Genomic DNA, 22,900 nt, shown 5'->3' with positions numbered 1-22,900 from the left:
TGCCGCAATAGCGGCACTCGCACTCATTTTCCTTATGCACTATCTGCCGCTTCTTCCTCAACGGAAGGAGGGTTCTCGTTATTTTCTTCCATCGCTGCCAATTCTTCACGCATCATCATTTCTGCCTCAGCCTCAGCATTGCGCTCTTTTTGTTTTTGGTAATGAATAAAACCGGTACCTGCTGGCACTAAACGACCAACGATAACGTTTTCCTTTAATCCACGCAAATAATCCTTGCGCCCAGCAACAGCTGCCTCGGTGAGAACACGTGATGTTTCTTGGAAAGATGCAGCAGAAATAAATGAATTTGTTGCCAGTGATGCTTTAGTAATGCCAAGCAAAATGTGCCGATAGGATGCTATTTTTTTGCCCGCTGCCTCCAACTCATCATTAACGCCTGCCAGTTCGGAATACATTACTTGATCACCATTAATATAGTGCGAATCCCCTGATTCAGAAATCACCACACAACGCAACATTTGGTGAATAATCACTTCAATATGCTTGTCGTTAATGTTCACACCTTGTAAGCGATAAACTTCCTGTACTTCGTTTACCATATGCTCTACCAAAGACTCAACTCCCCGCATCGCAAGAATTTCATGCGGATTGTTATCGCCGTCCACAATCTCTTCGCCACGGTTAATTGAGCTTCCATCCTGCACCAAAATAGTGCGCCCCTTGGGAACAAGATGCACACTCTCTTTACCTTTGTCATCAACGATAACCAGTACTTGCTTTCCACGCTGCATTCCTCGCAATGATACCCGCCCTGATGCACTGGCTAAAATCGCCGGCTCTTTGGGCTCACGCGCTTCAAATAATTCTGCCACTCTCGGCAAGCCACCAGTAATATCACGACTTTTAGCTGCTTTTTGAGGAATTTTGGCAATGCTATCCCCGATGCGTACCGATTGCCCGTCTCGCAATGAAAGTGTCGCTCCGGGAGGTAATGAAATCGTAATTGGTGTGTCGGTGCCGATAACTTTAACTTCCTCACCTTGCTCATCAATAAATTTAACTTGTGGCTGTTTGGCTTTTTTTGCGCCTTGTTTGTTTTCAATGATAATAACCACTGAAATACCAGTCATCTCATCAGTTTGTTCGCGCGCATTCACGCCCATTTCTAGGTTTTCCAGCTTAGCCTTACCTTCGTATTCGGCAATAATTTGTCGCGTCATAGGATCGCGCTGTGACAAAATTTGGCCCGCCTTCACTTTTTCGCCTTCTTTAACTTTCAGAACCTGACCATACTGTAGCCGATAACGTTCGCGTTCACGGCCATTCGCCTCCTGAACCAACATTTCACCGCTACGCGATACCACCACCAAGTCGCCTTCGGCATTGGCAACATAACGCACCGAGTTTAACCGCAATACACCGTTATTTCTGGCTTCCACCGTACGTGATACCACTTCACGTGATGCCGCGCCGCCGATATGAAAGGTGCGCATAGTTAGCTGTGTTCCCGGCTCACCAATAGATTGAGCGGCCACAACACCCACTGCCTCACCTAACCGAACAAGACCGTCACGCCCCAAATCGCGACCATAACATTTAGCACACAAGCCGTAACGAGTACGACAAGTCACTGGGCTACGCACAATAACTTCATCTACCCCAGCCTCAGCAATAATATCGGCTTCGTTTTCAGTGACAAATACACTACTTTCGTACACCACCTTGCCAGTCTGTGGATGCAACACATCCGCTGCCAAAGTGCGTCCCATAATACGGTCTTTGAGCACGACAACAATTTCCCCATCCTTGAGCAACGGACGTAGTGAAATCCCTTCATTGGACTCGCAATCAGTCTCAGTAATTACAATATCTTGCGTTACATCTACCAACCGGCGGGTAAGATATCCAGAATTCGCGGTTTTAAGTGCCGTATCCGACAATCCTTTGCGCGCACCATGGGTGGAAACAAAGTATTGCAAAACAGACAATCCTTCGCGGAAATTAGCGGTAATAGCATTTTCCATAATGCGCCCATCAGGCTTGGTCATCAACCCTCGCATACCAGCCAGCTGCTTGATTTGCGTTTCCGAACCACGCGCACCCGAATCTGCCATCATGTAAATAGAATTCATTGATTCTCGCTTGACTTCCCGTCCACCGTTATCTAAAACTGGCTTACCAGCTTTGATTACAGACTCGTGAGAAATACTTTCCATCATCACACGACTAACTTCTTCACCCGCCTTGTCCCACAAGTCAACAGATTTGTTATAGCGCTCATCATCAGTAAGTAATCCGTTTTGATACTGTTGATGCGTTTCCCGAATTTTGTTCTCTGTGTCGGCGATAATATCCGCTTTTTTTGCAGGAATAATCATATCCTCCATACACACCGAAATCCCTGCACGAGTAGCTTTTTCAAAACCAAAGCGCATTAATGTATCGCAGAAAATCACTGTATCTCGCTGACCACAGGTACGAAAAGTAACTTTAATTAATTGAGTAATATCGCGCTTTTTGAGCGTCTTGTTAATCATCGAAAACGGCAAATTACTAGGCAAAAATCGCTTGACCAGCGCTCTCCCGACAGTTGTTTTAACCAGTTCTAAGCTACCTTCATGCTCATCACGAGGAGCAAGCATGGGATTTTCCATCAGCATTTCGATAGGAGTTTGCAAAGACACCACATCTGCCGCCAGTGCCCGCTCCACTTCGGAAATGTCAACGAATTTCATGCCAGCGCCCGGAGCGTCTTCGCGCTCGCGAGTCGCGTAGTACAGTCCCAAAACCACATCCTGTGTTGGTACGATAATCGGTTCACCATTAGCTGGTGCCAAGATATTGTTGGATGACAGCATCAACACCCGAGCTTCGGTTTGTGCCTCAATAGAAAGTGGCACATGCACGGCCATTTGGTCACCGTCAAAATCGGCATTAAATGCCACACAAACCAAAGGATGCAGCTGAATTGCCTTACCTTCAATCAATACCGGCTCAAACGCTTGCACACCCAACCGGTGCAGTGTCGGCGCACGGTTGAGCATGACCGGATGCTGAGAAATGACTTCATCCAGAGCCGCCCACACCTGCGGGTCGGCACTTTCCACCATCGCTCGTGCCTGTTTTATGCTAGTGGCATAACCGTGTGCAATTAATTTGTTAAACACAAAGGGGCGAAAAAGCGTAAGCGCCATCTGCTTTGGAAGACCGCATTGATGCAGTTTAAGATCCGGACCGACAACAATAACTGAACGTCCAGAAAAATCCACACGCTTGCCCAGCAAATTTTGCCGAAACCGTCCAGATTTACCTTTGATAATGTCAACAACAGACTTTAACGGTCGGCGATTAACACCCACTGAAGGCTTACCGCGACGACCATTGTCCAACAAAGAATCAACTGATTCTTGCAACATTCGTTTTTCGTTGTTGATAATAACTTCTGGCGCATCCAACTCCATCAACCGCTTTAAGCGATTGTTACGGTTGATTACTCGCCGATATAAATCATTCAAGTCGGAGGTCGTAAAGCGCCCACCTTCTAATTGCACTAATGGTCGTAAATCTGGCGGTAGCACAGGTAACGATTCAAGCATCATCCATTCTGGGCGCAATTTAGCGCGGCGAAAATGCTCAATTAGTTTTAAACGCTTGTATATTTTTTTACTACGGGTTTCGGAATTGCTACCGCTAATCTCATCGCGCAATATTTCTGCCTCTGTGTCCAAGTCGGTCTCTTTGAGAAAATCACGAACTCCTTCGGCACCAATACCAACACGAAAACCACCCGGATATCGGGCCGCCATTTGTTGATATTGTTCCACACTTAATAACTGCCCGCGCTCTAACTCAGCAACACGCTGCGGGTCAATCACTACATAAGTTTCAAAATATAGAATGCGCTCAATATCACGCATGGTCAAATCCAAAATCAACCCGATGCGTGACGGCAACGCTTTGAAGAAAAGAATGTGCGCTACTGGGCTAGCTAAATTAATGTGCCCCATGCGCTCACGACGCACCCGCGTCAATGTCACTTCAACGCCACATTTTTCGCAAACCACACCGCGAAATTTCATGCGTTTGTACTTGCCACAAATGCATTCATAATCTTTGGTCGGACCAAAAATTTTGGCACAAAATAGACCACCTACTTCGGGACGAAATGTGCGGTAATTAATTGTTTCCGGAACTTTGACTTCGCCGTAAGACCACGAGCGAATTTTTTCTGGGGAAGCCAAATTTAGACAGATCGCCGAAAAGTTCTCTTTTTTGTCGGCACCTTCTAAAATACCAAAAAGGTTTTGTTTTTGCATGACTATCTCCTATTCAAAATCCATATCTATGCCCATGGCGCGAATTTCCTGCACCAAGACGCTAAATGATTCCGGAACGCCGCTTTTAAGTCGGAAATCATCCTCAGTAATTCCTTCAAACATCTTTGCCCGCCAGAAAACATCATCCGATTTTACGGTCAACATCTCACACAATGTGTAAGCTGCGCCATAAGCCTCCAGCGCCCACACCTCCATCTCACCAAAGCGTTGCCCGCCACGCTGAGCCTTCCCGCCCAACGGTTGCTGAGTGACTAAAGAATAAGGTCCTGTGGAACGCGCATGCATTTTTTCGTCCACCAGATGGTGCAACTTAAGCATATACATACATCCCACGGTCACTGGCCGCTCAAATTGCTCACCTGAGTAACCATCGTACAGCGTCATCTGTCCATTGCGCGGTAAATCAGCCAGCTCCAACATATTGCCAATATCGTCTTCAGAAGCACCATCAAAAATCGGGGTAGCAAACGGCACTCCTTTTTTCAAGTTTGACGCCATTTCAATTACTTCATCATCAGTCAATTTTTTGTCTTCAAACCGCACATCATTTTTGAACACCTTACCTAAGAACGATCGAATTTCTTTTACTTGATTTTCTTTTTCTTCTTGCAACAGACTCGTAATTTTATTACCCAGACCTTTAGCAGCCAGACCCAAATTGGTTTCCAAAATCTGTCCTACGTTCATTCGAGACGGCACCCCCAGCGGACTCAGCACCACATCTACCGGCGTACCGTCTTTGAGATAGGGCATGCTTTCCATTGGTACAATTTTTGACACCACACCTTTATTACCGTGACGTCCCGCCATTTTGTCACCAACTTGCAAATTGCGCTTAATAGCAATATATACTTTGATAGTTTTTAAAATACCCTGTGGTAACACATGTCCTTCACGTATTTTCTGGCTATAGGCTTTGTATTCCTCTTTTTGTTTGGTGCGCACTTCATTCAGCGATTTTTCAATGCCCTCAATTTCGCTATTTATTTTTTCATCCTGAACGCGAATTTTGGACCATTGTTCCGAGCTTAGTGCCTTCAACCGCACATCGGTCAAAACCTCGTTGCTTTTTATGACAGTGCCAATCGCAGCAGCGGCTTTTTTACCTTTGACCAGTCCACGAATGCGAACGATGGCATCTTCTTCCAAAATTTGCAAAGTTTCGGATTGGTTGCGGGCAAATTCCTTGATTTCACTGTCTTGAATATTGGCAACTCGGCTACCGCTTTTCTTCTTCTTCTTTTTGGCCTCATCACCGGTAAACACTCTGACATCAATCACCACACCTGATGCTCCCGGCGGCATCCGCAATGATGTGTCCTTGACATCGGCAGCTTTCTCACCAAAAACAGCACGCAATAACTTTTCTTCCGGTGTAAGTTGGCGCTCGCCTTTAGGCGTTATTTTCCCAACCAAAATATCTCCCGGCTTCACTTCCATACCTACATGCACAATACCTTCTGAATCTAAGTTGACCAAAGACGCGTCGGATTGATGAGGAATGTCGCTGGTAATTTCTTCATCTCCCAACTGAGTGCTTCGGGCATGCACAATTTCTTCAATAATGTGAATGGAAGAAAATCGTTCTTCTATGGCAACTTTCTCGGAAATAAGAATGGAATCTTCAAAGTTGTAACCGTTCCACGGCAAAAAAGCCACTAGCAAGTTTTGTCCCAGAGCCAGTTCGCCCAAGTCAGTACAGGAGCCGTCAGCAATGACATCACCGGCAGCTATATTGTCACCCTCACGCACAATAGGACGGTGACTAATATCGGTATTTTGATTAGAACGCGTATGACGGAACAAATTGTAAATATCCACGCCACTTTCGCCGGAGCGAATCTCCTTGGCCGCAGCCCTCACAGCAATACGATTGCTATCCACATAACTTACCACACCACCGCGAGCAGCCTGTATAACGGATCCTGAGTCATTAACTACCAAACGTTCCAGTCCAGTACCTACCAGCGGTTTTTCCGGCACCAGACAGGGAACTCCCTGGCGTTGCATATTAGATCCCATTAGGGCACGATTGGCGTCATCGTGTTCTATAAAGGGAACCAAAGACGCTGCTACCGAAGATATTTGCGAAGGTGCGACATCAATGTAATCCACTTCCTCCGCAAAACACAAAATATATTCGCCGTCACGTCGTGCCGAAACCAATTTATCAACAAAGCGGCCTTTGCTATCACGCTTACTGGTGGCCGGAGCGATAACGCATCCAGCTTCATCAATAGCGGATAAATTAACCACTTTGTCGGTTACCACACCGTTTCGGACATGTACATACGGCGTCTGCAAAAAACCGTATTCATTAACGCTGGCATACAACGACATAGAATTGATTAGACCAATATTGGGGCCTTCCGGCGTTTCGATTGGGCAAACGCGACCATAGTGCGAAGGATGTACGTCTCGCACTTCAAAACCAACACGGTCGCGATTGAGACCGCCAACGCCAAAAGCAGAAACGCGACGCTTATGCGTAATCTCGGACAATGGATTAGTTTGATCCATAAACTGCGACAATTGGTTACCATTAAAAAATTCTGCCACTGATGAACTAATAGCCTTGGCGCTAATAAGATTATGCGGCATCAGGTCATCCACCTCAGCACGAGATAGGCGATCGCGAATAGCTCGATTAACGCGCTGCAATCCCTGACGATAGTGATTTTCTATGAATTCGCCAACAGCACGAACCCGCCGATTGGACAAACTATCAATATCATCTGTTTTTTCTTTACCATTACGCAAATCCACAAGATACTTCACCACTTTAAGCACATCCGAACGCGACAGCGTAGTCTGGCGAGAGACTTCGCAAGGTAGCGCCTTTGACAACGTAGCTGCAATTTTATCTGCCTGTTCACGAGTCAAGTTTTCAATCAAAGGACGCTTACCACCGTATTTTTTTACATATTCCAAATACTCGGCAGCAGCGTCTTTATCGGCAAAACAGCCAGTTTCAACCAGCAGCGGCATAACCGCTTGCGAAACGGTTTTGTTCACTGATTTGCCTGACTGATCACTAAGCACAACGCGATATTCCATAGGTGGTCTGTCTGGATACAGGCGGCGGTTGAATTTCATCCGCCCTACACGAGACAGATCATAAACAGAAGAGTCATGAAAAACAGTATCCAGATAGCTATTAACCACCTCATTATTAGGTGGATCACCAGGACGCAACATGCGGTAAATAGCCGTCCGTGACATGTCTTCATCTAACTTTTCGTCCAATGCAAGCGTCTGCGCAATAAAAGGACCACAATCAAATTCATTGATATACAGTGTTTCCAACTGTTGTATTCCTGCACCCCGCAAATCAGCCAACAATGCCTCATCAATCTCGGCATTAATCTTAGCTAGCAATTCGCCGTCAGCAGAAAAAATGTCAGCAGCAAGCCGACGACCATGTAAAAAAGCCTCTGGGATCGAATGAAAAGTGCCTTCACTGTCAGCTAGGCGAGTGACATCAATTTTTTTAATCCGTTGTGCCTTGTTGACCACAACTTTACCTTTAGCGTCACAAATATCGAAAGGCAAAGATACGTTTAACAAAAATTTACCCTGTAACTGATAAGTTGCTTGCCCTGGCTCTTTACCTAAGTCAAACTTTTCAAACTCATAAAAGTGGCGCAAAATAGATTCTTTGGTATAGCGTAGCGCTTTGAGCAAAATAGTAACCGGCATCTTGCGTCGCCGGTCAATACGAAAATATAGTACGTCACGCTTGTCAAATTCAAAATCCAACCAAGCGCCGCTATAAGGAATAACGCGAGCGTTATATAAATATTTGCCGGTAGTAGTGTTGCGCCCTGAATCATGCTCAAAAAAGACACCCGGTGAACGATGCAATTGCGAAACCACCACGCGTTCGGTGCCGTTGATAACAAAAGAACCATCGTTAGTCATCAATGGCAACTCGCCCATATACACCAATTCTTCTTTGGTTTCCTTGACGCTACCTCCTTTTTTATCGTACATCACCATGTCTATCAAAGCGTATACCGATGCTTGATAAGTCAAGCCACGTAATTTACATTCCTGAACGGTGTACACTGGGTCACGCAATTCGTATTGCTTAAACTCTAGCACGACAGCACCGGAACTAGATTCAATCGGAAAAACCGAATGAAAAGCGTTTTGCAATCCCTGCAACGCGCGCTCATTCTGCGGCGTGTCTTTTTGCAAAAAGCCCACATAAGAATGTTTTTGCAACTGCACCAGCGGCGGAATAGTAGTCATTGCAGACTGCGAGGCGAAAGAACGGCGGGGCCGCTTTTTTTCGTTATACGTTAAGTTCATGCCGGAACTCCCAAAGAATTTTGACAAAAGTTAAGTCCCGCCATCGCCGAAGCGATAAGCGAGCAGGGATAAAAAGAAAATATGTTACTTGACCTCGCTAGAGGCGCCAGCTTCTTGTAACTGCTTTGCCATCTCCTCTGCTTCACTTTTAGCAATGCCTTCTTTGATAGCTTTGGGAGCACTTTCCACCAGCTCTTTGGCCTCTTTTAAGCCTAACCCGGTGATTTGACGCACAACTTTAATGACCGACACTTTGCTGTCGCCAATTGCGGTCAGCATCACGTCAAATTGCGTTTTTTCTTCGCTTGGCGCTGCGGCGTCACCAGATGCCGCAGCGGCAACTGCTACCGGCGCAGCGGCGGACACGCCGAATTTTTCTTCCATATCTTTGATGAGTTCTGAAAGGTCCAGAACTGACATTGAGGCAATAGCGTCCATAATTTCCGTTTTATTCATGAGAATCTCCTTTTGTTGTAGTGATGGGTGAATAGATTAAGATTGTGCCAATTTTTTATCGCGCACTGCTGCCAGAGCTCGTACAAAACCAGTAGGCACAGCACTCAGTAAACGCACAAATGTTGCTGATGGTGCCTGCATAGCACCAACTAAATTTTCCAGTAATTGTTCGCGGCCAGGAATAGCAGCCAGCGCATTAACGTCGTTAGCACTCAACACACCACCGACAGTTAAAGCACCACCACGAATGATAAATTTTTCGTTTTCTTTAGCGGCTCGCGAAAAAACTTTGGCCAGCATTGCTGGGTCTTCGCCCATACCATAAATCAATGGCCCTGATAATGTTTCTCCCAGTGGCTCAAAGTTGCTACCTTTTAACGCTAACCGAACCAATGTATTTTTGATAACTTGCGCATGAGCACCACCGCCAGAATCAGTGATATCTTGGCGAAATCGTGACATTTGTGCCACAGTCAGACCCGCGTTTTCGGCAACCAAAACTGCCTGTGCACCTTGCACTCGAGCTTTGACGACACTAACAATTTCTTCTTTATGTTCACGACTAATCACGGCGTTTTCCTTTTATCGGTAAGAGGCAATATCCGGCTCAACCGAACGCCCCATAGTGGAAGACAATGACAGCTGACGCAAATACACACCCTTGCTGGAAGCCGGTTTAGCTCGCTTGAGTGAATCAAGCAGACTTTCAATGTTGCGCTTTAAGTCAGCAGGCGTAAACGACGCCTTACCCACTGGCGCGTGCACAATGCCCGCTTTGTCAGCACGATAACGCACCTGCCCAGCTTTAGCATTTTTAACTGCCTCGGCAGGTGCCGCCGCAACGGTACCAGTCTTAGGATTAGGCATTAGACCACGCGGACCAAGAACCCTGCCCGCTGCCGCCAGATGACGCATAGAGGTAGGCGTAGCAATTAGAACATCAAAATCTGTTTTACCGCCTTTAATTTCCTCAATCAAATCTTCAAACCCCACTCGGTCAGCACCAGCTTCACGAGCTGATTCGGCATCCGCATCGGCGGCCACAACAGCCACGCGCACAGTCTTACCAGTGCCAGCCGGCATAACTACTGCACCTCGCACTGCCTGATCGGATTTTTTTGTATCTATACCCAGATGAACAGCGACATCCACAGTCTCATCAAATTTCACACCACTGCCACCAACTACCGCAGCTAGTGCTTCATCCAACGAACATCCTTTCTCTGGAACAACTTTATCGCGTAATCGTTTGTCTATTTTTGCCATGCTTTTAATTCTCCATCTCCACACCCATACTCCGCGCAGTGCCTGCCACTTCACGCACTGCCGCGTCTAAATCAGCAGTATTCAAATCCGACATTTTTCCTCGCGCAATTTCTTCAGCGGCAGCGCGAGTAAGCTTACCCACTTTTTCCATGTGCGGCTTACCGCTCCCCTTTTCCAACCCTAATGACTTTTTGATTAACACCGACATCGGCGGCTTTTTGACTACAAAAGAAAATGTACGATCTTCGTAGCACGTAATAATTACCGGCAAAGGAATTCCTTTTTCACTACTTTCCGTCGCCGCATTAAATGACTTGCAAAAATCTTGAATATTAAGCCCACGCTGACCGAGTGCCGGACCTATTGGCGGTGCCGGAGTAGCCGCGCCAGCTGGGACTTGCAATTTAATAAGACCAACGACTTTTTTACCCATGTTATATTTTGTCCACTTGACCGAAATCCAGCTCCACCGGAGTAGAGCGTCCAAAAACCATCACCATAACTGTCAGCCGACTTCTCTCAGCATTAACGCTATCAACCGTACCAGAAAAATCACTAAAAGGTCCTTCTTTAATCCGAACTTGATCACCCGTTGCAAATTGCGCCCGAATAACCGGTCCTTTCTCTATACTATCTTGCATCTGCCGGTGAATTTTACTTACAACATCCAGCGCTAAAGCTGCTGGCTCTTCATTGGTACCAGAAATAAATCCGCCTACACGCCGTGTCTTTCGCACCAAATGCCAACACTCAGGAATCATACACATTTCCAAAAACAAATATCCCGGATACAATTTTCGCTCGGTCATTTTCTTTTTTCCTTGGCGAATTTCCAAGGTATTTTCTACCGGCAACAAAACATCGCCAAAGTAGCCACCAAGATCGTGTTGATCAATACGCTCCAGAAGGTTCTCTCTTACAGATTTTTCGTAACCGACTAAAACCTGCACAGCATACCATTTTTTCTCAACAATATTTTCAGCGATATCATTCATTAGCGTGCCAAAATATCCAACATTTTACTTAAAATAAAATCAACTACCCACAAAAACAGCATCACAAGACTAACCAACATCACTACTACACCGGTAGTTCTCACCGTTTCTTGTCGTGAAGGCCAAATCACCTTGCGCACTTCCACACCAGCAGAACGCGCAAATGCAAAAAACGCCTTCCCCGAATCGGAAAAACCAACTAACGTCGCAGCCAACATCAATCCAACAGTCAAAACACCAACACGTGCTGCCGCTTGACCTGAACTAATTTCATAGCCGGCAACATAAACGGAGCCAATTACCAAAACGGCAGACGCCCACAGCTTAATTTTTTCCGCCGATGTCATAATATCCCACGGCAGGCCAAGAGGGAATCGAACCCCCAACCTACGGTTTTGGAGACCGTCGCTCTACCGATTGAGCTATTGGCCTGTTTTTTATTCATCCGCATTATTCCAAGATTTTAGTAACGACACCAGCACCCACGGTCTTGCCACCTTCCCGTATCGCAAAACGCAAACCTTCTTCCATCGCGACTGACGTTATCAACTCCGCCGTTAACGATACGTTGTCTCCCGGAACCACCATATCTACTCCCTCTTTCAACCTCACCGCTCCTGTCACATCCGTCGTCCGAAAATAAAACTGTGGGCTGTATCCCTGGAAAAATGGAGTGTGGCGACCACCTTCTTCCTTGTTCAATACATACACTTCCGCCTCAAACTTCTTGTGCGGCAGAATACTACCCGGCTTCGCCATCACCTGGCCTCGCTCTACCTCTTCTCGCTTCGTCCCTCGTAACAACAAGCCTACGTTATCGCCCGCCTGACCGTCATCCAACAGCTTACGAAACATCTCCACTCCCGTACATATCGTCTTTGCCGTATCTCGTATCCCTACTATCTCTATTTCTTCTCCTACCTTAATCTTCCCACGATCTATCCGACCGGTCACCACCGTTCCACGACCCGATATAGAAAATACGTCTTCTACTGGCATTAAAAATGCACCGTCTACCGCTCGCTCCGGCTCTTCAATATACGTATCTAATGCTTCCGCTAATTTCCGAATTGAACCCAAACCTATATCACTATCCTCACCTTCCAAAGCTCTCAACGCTGAACCGGTAACTATCGGAGTGTCATCTCCAGGAAATTCGTATTTCGTCAACAACTCCCGCACTTCTATTTCTACCAATTCTAATAATTCCTCATCATCCACCATATCCGCTTTATTTAAATACACCACAATACGCGGCACACCAACCTGACGAGCCAACAATATGTGCTCGCGCGTTTGTGGCATCGGACCATCAGCAGCACTCACCACCAATATCGCCGCATCCATCTGCGCCGCTCCTGTTATCATGTTTTTTACATAATCTGCGTGACCCGGGCAATCCACATGAGCATAGTGACGATTTGCCGTTTCATACTCTACGTGCGACGTATTAATCGTTATCCCTCTCGCTTTCTCTTCTGGAGCATTATCTATCTGGTCATAACCACGCGCCTCACCGCCATACTCTTTAGACAATATCGTCGTCAACGCCGCCGTCAGTGTTGTCTTTCCGTGATCTACATGACCTATCGTGCCTACATTCAAATGCGGCTTTGTTCGTTCAAATTTATCTTTTGCCATCTTTCTTTCTCCTCACAAAATATGGAAAACAATGAACGGTCGGTGTATCCGACCCGTCAATAACATTTTAACAGCGGCTGATTTCATCAACTTCTCAAGCCTCAGCCTCATCAACTTCCACATGGTGCCCATAGCCAGGATTGAACTGGCGACCTCTCCCTTACCAAGGGAACGCTCTACCACTGAGCTACATGGGCCGACATGGCGAGCGCCACTATCTGGAGCGGGTGAAGGGAATCGAACCCTCACATCAAGCTTGGAAGGCTTACGCTCTACCATTGAGCTACACCCGCCAACAAACGACCGTTGCGCCAACACATCCTTGATAACTTGCTGTTTCATCTATAATTTGATTCACAATAAATTTTCTTTCAAAAGGAAGTTCCTTGCGGTGGAGGGGGCAGGATTCGAACCTGCGAAGGCTGAGCCGCCAGATTTACAGTCTGGTCCCTTTGACCGCTCGGGAACCCCTCCCAAGCTTCTTATTATATAACAAAAACTCCTTCCCTATAAAAATATAATTCTGCCTACAACTTTGTAATAGCTATTATCATCAAGTTCGTATCCTTATTATTTTTAATACCTTTTCACTCTTATGTTTTGATTACTCAATAACGATACTGCCGTTAGAGGCACTCCGCCGAGGTTAAGGTTAACTATCCAAACAGCACATTTTTTCGGCAAAATCTACGGATATGTTTGATTAGTTACCCAAAAAACCTACAAATTACACTAAATCAATGCTTTTTACGGCTGTATAAAATTTCTATCTCCCATTTTCTTCATCCTGTCATGGATGATTTTATGTTAAGTTTTACGTTAACAACGCTCCACACTTACCTGATGTCAACAGCATCTCCGTCAGCACCGCTTCTCCCAAACCACCTTGAATCGTTTTCAATTCCATTACGCCGACAGCTTGTAAAACGTGTTGACAGATACGTGCCGCTGACACGATTTTGTGTGCCTTATCCAATGTTAAATTAAAAGTGGTAGCACGTTTGGAAGGTGTCATTTTTTGAGCTGCCATAATAAAGTAGGCTAGCTTATCATCAGTAATGCTACCGCAAATATCTACCAAAGAACGCGCTCCTCCCCCGCTGGCGACGGCGGTTAACTTCCGTTCTGCCGTGTGCCGGCGCAACCAGACAGCAAGCCGTTTTTTTTCCACCACCGTCCCACACCTCGGACGAGCAGTACCTACGTCAAAAGAAGCGGCGACGATAATTTTTCCGTCAACAATAATGGAACAGTCCGTGCTGCCACCACCAGCATCCACGTTAAGCACGGTACTGGCACGCGAGAACTTCCGTGAGACAAAAGCACCAACAATAGCAGCCTCCTCTGCCCCGTTCAATACCTCAATGCGCAAGCCGGTTTGCTTAAAAGCCACCGATTGTAATGCCTGGCGGTTTTCGCAATCGCGCACAGCGGCAGTAGCAACAACACGACAATGTGACGCCTTCATTGAGCGGGCAAGCAATCGTAAACCATTTAAAGTGTCAATCATTACCGCCTGCGCGGCTTCTGGAACATTCCCGTCCTTGCCATAACTATACCGCCCAAGCGCAATAGGCACCCGTATAAATGAGTGCTGAATTATGTTTTGCTTCTCATTTAATTCTCCGACTAGAAGCCGTGCCGCATTAGACCCCATATCCACAACGGCCATTGGCCGATGTTTGGTAATGCTCATGTTAAATTCGCTGCCTCCAACTCGCGTGCCGCAGCCAAACCGGCTAAGCGGGCAATAACGCCGTACACATACAAGCGCTTGCCAGCATCATCGGCAGTAGAGGTAGACGGCGCACAAGTTGCTTGAAATGGTAACGGCGAAAAAGACATGCCGCGACTATTGAGATTTTCATCCCGCCCACGCGTTTTGTTAGCACGATAAAATCCGCCCACCACGCTATCACCTACCATATAGACTACTGGCTCAGCAGGCGCACTGCCCACATCATCCAACGTATTGACGCCTTCTTGAATAAGTACATCACGGACAACCGCGCCTTCTTTTCCTACCGACATCTTATTACGCTGACGGCGGTTTAAATTAAATACCTCGTCCGCATGGCGCACCGACATAATTCCCATTCCGTACGTGCCGGCATCAGCTTTGAGCACTACAAAAGGCTCGTCCGTAACACCGTGTTGACGATATTTTTCGCTAATCTGTCGTAAGGTTTCCTCTACCGACACGGCAAGACATTCCATTCCCTCACGACGTTGAAAATCTACTTTGTGACAGACTGAAAAATCTGCGCTCAACAACCAAGCATCAGCATTGAGCAACGCCGCCAGCTCTTCAGCGGCACGGCGGTATTGATGAAAATGCGCCGATTTCCGCCGTGTTATCCAACCCATTTTCAGCGGCGGCATGATAGGAACAGATAAATCGCGCAACATCGGTGGCAATCCCGCCGACAAATCGTTGTTGAGTACCACCACGCACGGAGTGACGTTGCCGCAACGCAAAAGCCCCCCTTCTCTTTCCACCGGCAACATTGATACACTGGCGCCACTCTGGGAAACAAGCGTTAACGTTTCGCCATCTAGCCGCCCCAATTGCACATTGATTCCTGCCGATTCAAACAAGTGTTTCAACACTACAACATTGTCCAAATAAGCCAAATTGCGAGTGTGATTTTCGGGAATCAATAGCACAGAATCACATCGCTCTAGCCGCCCCACCTGCCGCCGTAGCGCTTCCGCAGCCAACGGATAACTTGCCAATGGCAAATTATTAAATCCACCAGGAAATACGTTCGTATCTACGGACACGATTTTTTGCCCGTTGTTGCGCAAGTCTACCGAACTGTAAAACACTGGCGGATTCTGTATAAACGCCTCACGTAACCATGCCTCAATATCGGCAAACGCGCCTACTATGCGCTGCTCCAAATCTTTAAGTGGTGCTGAAAGCAAAGCCGTCATATTTGTGTTCAATCTCAATTAGGAAAGCCGACGACCGTAATGCAACATGACTGCCCCAGCGGCAACATTAAGCCATTGCACTCGCGAAAATCCGACAACTTCCATCATGGAGCTCAATCGGTGACGGTCAGGAAAACGTAAAATAGACTCACCCAAATAACGGTAGCTATCGGTGTCGTTGGCAATGCGTTTTCCCAATCGCGGCAGAATAGCGGTCAGATAATGACGCTGTAACGGCGCCAATATCCCTTGTGGCGGAGAGAACTCCATAATCAGACACAATCCGCCAGGGCGCAACACGCGGTACATTTCAGCAAGCGCTGTCTCGCGCTGCGTAACATTACGCAAGCCAAAACCAATAAGTACGCGGTCAAAGCTGCAAGAGGAAAATGGCAATGACTCGCCATTACAGCGGGTATAACGTGCATCCAAATGACCACGCAGCCGCGCACGCGCTCCAGCTAACATATTAGCGTTGATATCTGCTAATGTTACTTTTCCATGCGGTGCCACTTGTGGCAACAACCGTGCCGCCAAATCACCACTGCCACAAGCCAGATCCAACACTTTCATTCCCGGACGAACGGCGGCAACTGCAACAGCAGCATTTTTCCATAACCGATGCAGCCCCAATGACATAACATCATTCATCCGATCATAGTACGGCGCAACTTGTGAAAAAACACTACCCACCAGCGCCGCTTTGCGATCCGCTGCCACGTCAGAAAAGCCAAAATCCGCTGTATCGTTACCACTCATAAGTATGAAAAATGCTCTGCGCCCCACGATTATAAGAAACAAACACTCATTCTACCTACACTCAATAAAGCTAGGTGAATAAAGGTAATCATTTGAAGGAACGACGCAAATCGGTATTGTTGGAATCGCTAACATTCAAAAGCAGTAGGTTGCTCTTTATTTGTCGCAATTCTGCAGCTATTCCTTATCTGGAGGCTTGAAAAAATTAGGCATTCCAAACATATTTCCTGTCATCATGTCTTTCATGTTCTGCTGCATTTGCTGTTGCGCACCAAGAAAATTTTCAATCCCGTGAAACACATATTGTTCCAATATCTGTCGCGTCATTTTGCTTTGCAAAACGGCGATATTTTCTATTTCGGAAGCTCCCAGTGACGAACCAAATCTTTCTTCCAGCTTGCTTTGCGCTTCCACAAAAATTGGCAAGCACTGCTCCAAATAAATAGACATAGGTCCTCGCATCGGGCCATTCATAAAGACCACCAGATTGCGCAGACTGCTTTCTGAAAACACTGGTTTTTTGTCGCCTTCTTCGGACAGCAACACCTGTAAAAGCGTAGCACATGTAAGATCTTCGTTGGTTTTAGACTCGCAAATACGGAACTTTTCGCCGTTTACTACCATTGCTTTGAGTTCATTTAAGGTGATATAGCGACTTTGTAAAGTGTCGTACAACCGCCGATTAGAATATTTTTTAATAACGCGCTCAGTCATATGCGGATTCTACTGTAGCCACCGTTTGAGTCAATTTTCGGCAACGCCGTTCAAATTGTCGAACTTGATCATTAAAGTCATTAACGGCAACAGCATTTGGTGCCAGTTGTGCCCATTGTCGTGACAACACACCACCTGCTCGCCGCAACCCTTTTGCTGTAACACCATCTTCACCACCTGGCAAATCGTTCCATTGCGGCAATGCTTCCTGCAACACATCACCTACATCCCGCAACAGTGCTGCATCGCCAGCAACATGAAAATGCTTACCGGCAGCTGCTGGCTGCCAACGCATGGTGACATCTGCCTCCACCAGCGACGATAAAGGATGACAACATCCATCAGCATTCAGACGAAAACATAACCGCAAAGTTCCAGCTTCCAACGCGACCACTCTACCAACATGAGGACGCAATCGCTGCCGTTGTGTCATCGTAAGACGAGCATTAGTAACAGCAGATAAAGTAGAAGCGATTAACATACCTCTATCTTATCACTGCTGAAATGTTGAGTAGTGCTATGGGCAATAAGTGCCCGCGCCACCTCTTCCAGCGATTCATTGTCATTGGGGTTAACATGGTAACAATCACCAGTGGCCGCATAATTAGTACTGAGTGATTGTCGGTAACCCACATCATAAAACGACACCAGTAAATCAGCCACCAGTTGTTCCCACTCTCCAGCTTGCTGCCACCTACACCACTGTGCGAGCCGCTGTCGCTCCATATATTTGCCAACAACTTCCATAGCAGAGGCAAAGGCGGCATCTTCTCTCATTTCCTGATAATCATTAATAATATGTGTTGTGCGGTATATCAATTCAGCCTTAATTTGCATAGTGGGAGCGGCTCGCAAGGCAATCAGCAATGGCTGCGGCAAGTGAATACAACCGATTTTACGGCTTTCCGCCTCTACAAATACTGGTCCATCAGTTGGCAAATTTATCAATGCTGTAAACAACCGACTCTCAAATTGACGCTGAGATGGCTGCTCGCTCAACCTACCAAAAGCTGAACCACGGTGCTCGGCAAGTGCCTCTAAGTCCACGACCGTAGCGCCCAATTGACGCAACACCGCTAATAGGCGCGTTTTGCCAACGCCGGTTTTACCGGTAAGCACTCGCCACGACGGACGCGCCGCAAGCAGTGCAATGCCATTGATTATTTCGTGCCGGTACGCTTTATAACCGCCCGATAACTGCTGTGCTTTCCAGCCAATGCGTTGCAACACATCTACTACAGCCCCACTGCGCTGACCTCCGCGCCAACAATACACCAAAGGCCGCCACGTTGCTGGACGCTCCAGCATATGCGTTTGCAAGTATGCCGCCAAATTAGCTGCCAACAACCCAGCACCATAACGACGAGCGGCGAATGGCGAATTTTTGTGCATGGTGCCAACGGCAGCGCGCTCAGCATCAGAAAGCGCCGGAAGATTAACCGCACCCGGAATACAATCTTCGGTATATTCTTTTGGTGAACGAACATCTATAATTTCGTCAAATCCATGCCAAGGATAATTCATGACCACAGATTATAAAACGCGCTTAACGACATTAGCCACCACTGGCGGATGCGGTTGCAAAATAGCCCCACGTCAATTACGTGACATTCTTGATCAAGCCGGCATAATAGCGCCTATGGACACACCGGAGGCACTACTGGTGGGTTCGGATGGCGCCGATGATGCTGCCGTGTGGCAGTTAAATAATGATTGCGCTATCGCCGCCACTGCCGATTTTTTTGCTCCAATGGTAGATTCCCCGCGCGACTTTGGTCGTATTGCCGCCACCAATGCACTATCCGACATTTATGCGATGGGAGCGCGCCCATTGCTCGCACTAGCACTTACTGCCATGCCACGCAACAAAATTTCTTCAAAGGATATCGCAAATATATTGGCTGGCGGTCGCGAAACTTGCCGAGCAGCGGGAGTAGTGATTGCCGGCGGACATTCCATTGACACAGCGGAACCGCTATATGGACTGGCAGTGCTGGGGCAAGCACACCCAAATCACATTCTCACTAATGGCGGCGCAAAAGTCGGCGATACCGTAATACTGGGAAAATCTTTGGGCGTCGGGTTGATGAGTGCCGCGCACAAAAAGAGCGAATTGACCGAAAGTGATTATGCGCAAATGGTGGAAAGTATGACTCAACTCAACAGTGCCGGTACAGAATTAGCAACCATTGACGGTGTTCACGCCATGACCGACGTAACCGGTTTTGGCTTGCTGGGACACATGTTAGAAATGTGCAAAGCTTCAAACTGTCAAGCGCATTTAAATTCAGCAGCGGTACCATGTTTTGAACGTGCGCGCCAACTAGCACAAGATGGTGCAGCAACCGGAGCGTCAACACGTAATTGGCAAAGTTACGGCAATGACATCCATGGTAATTTTGAGCAATGGCAACGCACTTTGCTCACCGATCCACAAACTGCCGGCGGATTGCTTATTGCCTGCGCTCCTACCGCCACAAAAAAAGTAATCGCCTCGCTACGCAAAAATGGCAGCACTGTCGCATGTGTCGTCGCTCATATGGAAGAAGGTAATGGCATTTTTATTTCCTAGCTAAATTGTTTTTTATTACCTCTCATTTTGCAACCCTAATTTTAGAAAAATGAAAGTCGTGTATCTCTTACTTCTGCGCAAAAAATAAATAATGTGCAACTATCGTTTGCGGTTAATCAGATAGAGCACCATCGCTATGCCAGTGTTTCAACCATTGATGCGCCAGCGACAATGTAAGTGGCTTTTGTTTATTCAACAAAAAATGATCCAAATCAACCAGTGCCGTAATTAAACTTGTCATATCTCTCGGCAGACGAGTAAGAAAAAGCGCTGACACTCCTTGAGGTAAAACAAAGCCGCGGCGTTCAGCATAACGCGCCAGCGCTCTACCTTTTTCATCGTCGGACAGCTCACGCAAATGAAATACCAAGCCAGCAGCCAGCCGTGCTGCCAACTCGCTACCAATGGACGTTATTTGATTTACTGGCGCGTCACCGGAAGCCAAAATATAGTAGCCACTATCTTGCCGCAGTACATTAAACCAATCAAACAAGCTCAGTGCAGAGGTAGCATTGAGCAAGTGAATATCATCTGTCGCCAAAAACCCCGGCATCGGTGGCGGTATATCAACGTCACCCGCACAAAAGAAAGCGCGCCCTCCGTTGCGCCGCGCTGCGGTTACAGCCACCCGCAATAAATATGTTTTTCCACAGCCACCGCCACCCCATAAATACACTGACTGTGTTGAAGATTGGTTATTAATCAGCGCCCGCACCGCTCGCAGCGCCTGACGGTTTTCCCCTTCCACAAAATCATCAAATTCAGGCGGCGGCGGCGCAAATGGCAGCAGCTTGCTATGAATTCCGCCCATAAAAATCGCTCTCAATATAATACCGCCGCAGATGACGAGAAAGTACCAGCAAAACCGCTGCTAGCGGCAATGCCACCAACACACCGACAAATCCAAGCAAACTACCCATCACCAGCACCGCCAACAGTACAAAAACCGGATGTAGCCCGATACGTTCACCTACTAGCCATGGCGTAATAAAAAAACTTTCTAATGCTGTGCTAGCTCCCATCAACAACCACAACAACACTAAATTAGCCCAAGATTCAAATTGCCCGATGGCCGCCACGGTTGCTAGCACCAGCCCGATAATAAAACCCACGTAGGGCAAAAACACCAACATACCGCTTACAAGACCAATTGTTATAGCAAAATCCAGCCCGGCAATGCTTAGAACCAAACTATAGACACTGCCCATCACCAACATTACCAGCAGTTGACCGTGCAAAAATTCGCCCAACACATTGTCTAAATCCTGCAAAACAAGCAAGGTTTTATCGCGCCATCGCGGTGGCAACGAATCGGTAAGTTCGCCGGCAATAATTTTTCGGTCGCACAAAAAATAAAAAGCCGTGAGTGGTGTAATAAGTAACAGCGAAAAAAAGCCCACCACTGCCGCCAGTCCTTTTCCAAAAAAGTTGGCAATAGCACTTGCCACGCCAGCGGCATCTTTGGCTTCTATGGTACCTGCAGCTTGACGGGCAACATCAGTCAAATCCAACACCTGCAACTGTTCCACCACATACGGCTGTGCATCGCCCAACCAACCACCAGCACGCTCTACCAATTCGGGTAACAAGGCGATAATGCCTGCCAATTGCGAAATAATTACCGGAATTAATGCCAACGGCAACGCCAAAAGAAAAACAAAAACCAGTAAAACCAGCAACGCCGCCGACAATGCGGGCTTAATATTTTTAGCCTCCATTTTATTTGCCAACGGCGACAAAATGTAGGCGATAACCGCTCCCAGTAAGAATGGTGCTAACACTGAGCCGGCAGCACTCAATAGCCATAATAACATGCCACCAACGGCAGTAAAAACAAATAATCGGAAAGTATTCATCGTCAGACAAGCGTGCGTGGGTTAAAATCTATAATAATACCGCAGAAACGATGAACGAAACAAATAAATACCGCACTGCCGGAGTGGATATTGACGCTGGCAACGAATTAGTGTCGCGCTTGCGGCCGCATATTGCGGCGGGAGAACAGACACTAGCAACCAAAGGTGCCGCGCTACTGTCTGGGTTGGGCGGTTTTGCTGCCGCTTTGCGACCACCAGCAAACATCAAAAATCCAGTGCTGATGGCATCCACCGACGGAGTGGGCACCAAAGTAGAATTGCTTACCCAGCACGACCGGCTGGAGACAGCAGGTATTGACGTGGTGGCAATGTGTGTAAACGACCTCTTGTGCGGCGGCGCACAGCCGCTCTTTTTTTTAGATTATTACGCCTGTGGAAAATTATCACCGACGGCAGCAGCCCGCGTGGTAACAGGCGTGGCCGAAGGTTGTCGGCAAGCCAACTGCGCACTAGTTGGTGGCGAAACTGCCGAAATGCCCGGCGTTTATGACACAGACAAATTTGACGTTGCTGGTTTTGCAGTGGGCATGGTTGACGAATCAGCGATTATTCGCCCACAAGCGGTACAAGTTGGCGATGCACTTATTGCCATAGCATCTTCCGGCGCCCACAGCAATGGTTATTCACTCATCCGCCATATTCTCAAACAAACACCACCAATAGAATCTGAGCAAAAATGGTTGCATGAAGAATTACTGTACCCTACGCGTATATATTGTCAAAGTATCGGCGCGCTGTCGGCAGTTTGTCAGCTACACGGATTAGCACACATTACCGGCGGTGGCTTGGTGGAAAATCTCCCACGGACACTGCCACAAGATACTGCGGCACAAGTTAATACTGCCGCTCACCCACGTTCGAGATTATTTAACTGGCTAAAAACGGCTGGAGAAATTAGTGAAGATGAAATGTGGCGGGTCTTTAACTGCGGCATTGGCATGGTCGCTGTGGTTGCCGAAAAAAAATCGTCGCTTGCCCTCTCCTGCTTGCAAGAAAACGGTGAAACGGCATGGCGGCTGGGCACAGTTGTTGCCAACAGTGGCAAACCACACGTGCTCTTTGAATCGTGAG

General features: G+C 47.2%; 19 protein-coding genes and 4 tRNA genes. 2 read left to right on the top strand and 21 right to left on the bottom strand.

Annotation, left to right across the window (positions count from 1 at the left end; translation table 11 throughout):
- Positions 1 to 32: 32 nt before the first annotated feature.
- The 19 genes from rpoC to mnmH form a co-directional block, all read right to left on the bottom strand.
- Entirely contained in the window at positions 33 to 4,277 is a 4,245-nt protein-coding gene (gene rpoC / locus NQX30_07280; protein ID MDM5148159.1) for a DNA-directed RNA polymerase subunit beta', read from the bottom strand.
- Positions 4,278 to 4,286: 9 nt separating this feature from the next.
- Positions 4,287 to 8,612, bottom strand: coding sequence for a DNA-directed RNA polymerase subunit beta (gene rpoB / locus NQX30_07275; protein MDM5148158.1), 4,326 nt, complete (start codon positions 8,610 to 8,612; stop codon positions 4,287 to 4,289).
- Between the two features lie 84 nt (positions 8,613 to 8,696).
- Positions 8,697 to 9,068 carry a 50S ribosomal protein L7/L12 gene (gene rplL / locus NQX30_07270; GenBank protein ID MDM5148157.1) on the bottom strand — a complete coding sequence of 124 codons (372 nt, stop codon included), beginning with the start codon at positions 9,066 to 9,068 and terminating at the stop codon, positions 8,697 to 8,699.
- A 36-nt stretch (positions 9,069 to 9,104) separates the two neighbouring features.
- Positions 9,105 to 9,638, bottom strand: coding sequence for a 50S ribosomal protein L10 (gene rplJ / locus NQX30_07265; GenBank protein ID MDM5148156.1), 534 nt, complete (start codon positions 9,636 to 9,638; stop codon positions 9,105 to 9,107).
- 12 nt (positions 9,639 to 9,650) lie between these two features.
- Positions 9,651 to 10,334 (bottom strand): 50S ribosomal protein L1, encoded by a 684-nt coding sequence (rplA, locus tag NQX30_07260; GenBank protein ID MDM5148155.1) that lies wholly within the window; start codon positions 10,332 to 10,334, stop codon positions 9,651 to 9,653.
- Between the two features lie 4 nt (positions 10,335 to 10,338).
- Positions 10,339 to 10,767, bottom strand: coding sequence for a 50S ribosomal protein L11 (gene rplK, locus NQX30_07255; protein MDM5148154.1), 429 nt, complete (start codon positions 10,765 to 10,767; stop codon positions 10,339 to 10,341).
- Position 10,768: 1 nt separating this feature from the next.
- Positions 10,769 to 11,329 (bottom strand): transcription termination/antitermination protein NusG, encoded by a 561-nt coding sequence (gene nusG / locus NQX30_07250; GenBank protein ID MDM5148153.1) that lies wholly within the window; start codon positions 11,327 to 11,329, stop codon positions 10,769 to 10,771.
- The gene (gene secE / locus NQX30_07245; GenBank protein ID MDM5148152.1) at positions 11,329 to 11,676 is read right to left on the bottom strand and encodes a preprotein translocase subunit SecE; all 348 of its coding nucleotides are present in this window, start codon (positions 11,674 to 11,676) and stop codon (positions 11,329 to 11,331) included. Before secE ends, nusG begins: the two co-directional genes overlap by 1 nt.
- 12 nt (positions 11,677 to 11,688) lie before the next feature.
- Positions 11,689 to 11,761, bottom strand: a tRNA-Trp gene (locus NQX30_07240).
- Between the two features lie 18 nt (positions 11,762 to 11,779).
- Positions 11,780 to 12,970: an elongation factor Tu gene (gene tuf, locus NQX30_07235; GenBank protein MDM5148151.1), complete on the bottom strand. Its 1,191-nt coding sequence runs from the start codon at positions 12,968 to 12,970 to the stop codon at positions 11,780 to 11,782.
- 122 nt (positions 12,971 to 13,092) lie between these two features.
- Positions 13,093 to 13,167 (bottom strand) — tRNA-Thr (locus NQX30_07230).
- Positions 13,168 to 13,189: 22 nt separating this feature from the next.
- A tRNA-Gly gene (locus NQX30_07225) sits at positions 13,190 to 13,263 on the bottom strand.
- Between the two features lie 99 nt (positions 13,264 to 13,362).
- Positions 13,363 to 13,444, bottom strand: a tRNA-Tyr gene (locus NQX30_07220).
- A gap of 340 nt (positions 13,445 to 13,784) precedes the next feature.
- Positions 13,785 to 14,666: a hypothetical protein gene (locus tag NQX30_07215; protein ID MDM5148150.1), complete on the bottom strand. Its 882-nt coding sequence runs from the start codon at positions 14,664 to 14,666 to the stop codon at positions 13,785 to 13,787.
- The gene (gene gshA / locus NQX30_07210) at positions 14,663 to 15,907 is read right to left on the bottom strand and encodes a glutamate--cysteine ligase (GenBank protein ID MDM5148149.1); all 1,245 of its coding nucleotides are present in this window, start codon (positions 15,905 to 15,907) and stop codon (positions 14,663 to 14,665) included. Before gshA ends, NQX30_07215 begins: the two co-directional genes overlap by 4 nt.
- A gap of 18 nt (positions 15,908 to 15,925) precedes the next feature.
- Positions 15,926 to 16,666: a class I SAM-dependent methyltransferase gene (locus tag NQX30_07205; protein MDM5148148.1), complete on the bottom strand. Its 741-nt coding sequence runs from the start codon at positions 16,664 to 16,666 to the stop codon at positions 15,926 to 15,928.
- Between the two features lie 177 nt (positions 16,667 to 16,843).
- The gene (locus NQX30_07200; protein MDM5148147.1) at positions 16,844 to 17,380 is read right to left on the bottom strand and encodes a polyhydroxyalkanoate synthesis repressor PhaR; all 537 of its coding nucleotides are present in this window, start codon (positions 17,378 to 17,380) and stop codon (positions 16,844 to 16,846) included.
- Positions 17,373 to 17,861, bottom strand: a complete 489-nt coding sequence (locus NQX30_07195) for a hypothetical protein (GenBank protein ID MDM5148146.1) — start codon at positions 17,859 to 17,861, stop codon at positions 17,373 to 17,375. Before NQX30_07195 ends, NQX30_07200 begins: the two co-directional genes overlap by 8 nt.
- Complete coding sequence (gene mnmH / locus NQX30_07190) at positions 17,855 to 18,904, bottom strand: tRNA 2-selenouridine(34) synthase MnmH (GenBank protein ID MDM5148145.1); 1,050 nt, start codon at positions 18,902 to 18,904, stop codon at positions 17,855 to 17,857. The genes NQX30_07195 and mnmH overlap by 7 nt, the downstream gene beginning before the upstream one ends.
- Between mnmH and selD the strand changes: the two genes are divergently transcribed.
- Positions 18,903 to 19,952, top strand: a complete 1,050-nt coding sequence (gene selD, locus NQX30_07185; GenBank protein ID MDM5148144.1) for a selenide, water dikinase SelD — start codon at positions 18,903 to 18,905, stop codon at positions 19,950 to 19,952. The genes mnmH and selD overlap by 2 nt on opposite strands.
- 112 nt (positions 19,953 to 20,064) lie before the next feature.
- Here selD and NQX30_07180 read toward each other — a convergent pair whose 3' ends face one another.
- Positions 20,065 to 20,763 (bottom strand): DnaA/Hda family protein, encoded by a 699-nt coding sequence (locus NQX30_07180; GenBank protein ID MDM5148143.1) that lies wholly within the window; start codon positions 20,761 to 20,763, stop codon positions 20,065 to 20,067.
- A complete protein-coding gene (locus NQX30_07175; GenBank protein MDM5148142.1) occupies positions 20,747 to 21,808 on the bottom strand; it encodes an AI-2E family transporter in 1,062 nt (353 codons plus the stop codon). Before NQX30_07175 ends, NQX30_07180 begins: the two co-directional genes overlap by 17 nt.
- Positions 21,809 to 21,858: 50 nt before the next feature.
- Between NQX30_07175 and purM the strand changes: the two genes are divergently transcribed.
- Entirely contained in the window at positions 21,859 to 22,899 is a 1,041-nt protein-coding gene (gene purM, locus NQX30_07170) for a phosphoribosylformylglycinamidine cyclo-ligase (GenBank protein MDM5148141.1), read from the top strand.
- The last annotated feature ends 1 nt before the right edge of the window (position 22,900 follow it).

The sequence above is a fragment of the Candidatus Persebacteraceae bacterium Df01 genome (assembly GCA_030386295.1).
In the GTDB taxonomy this organism is placed as follows: domain Bacteria; phylum Pseudomonadota; class Gammaproteobacteria; order Tethybacterales; family Persebacteraceae; genus Doriopsillibacter; species Doriopsillibacter californiensis.
Note: the sequence above shows the minus strand (reverse complement) of the source record. Positions and strands in the feature narration are given on the sequence as shown.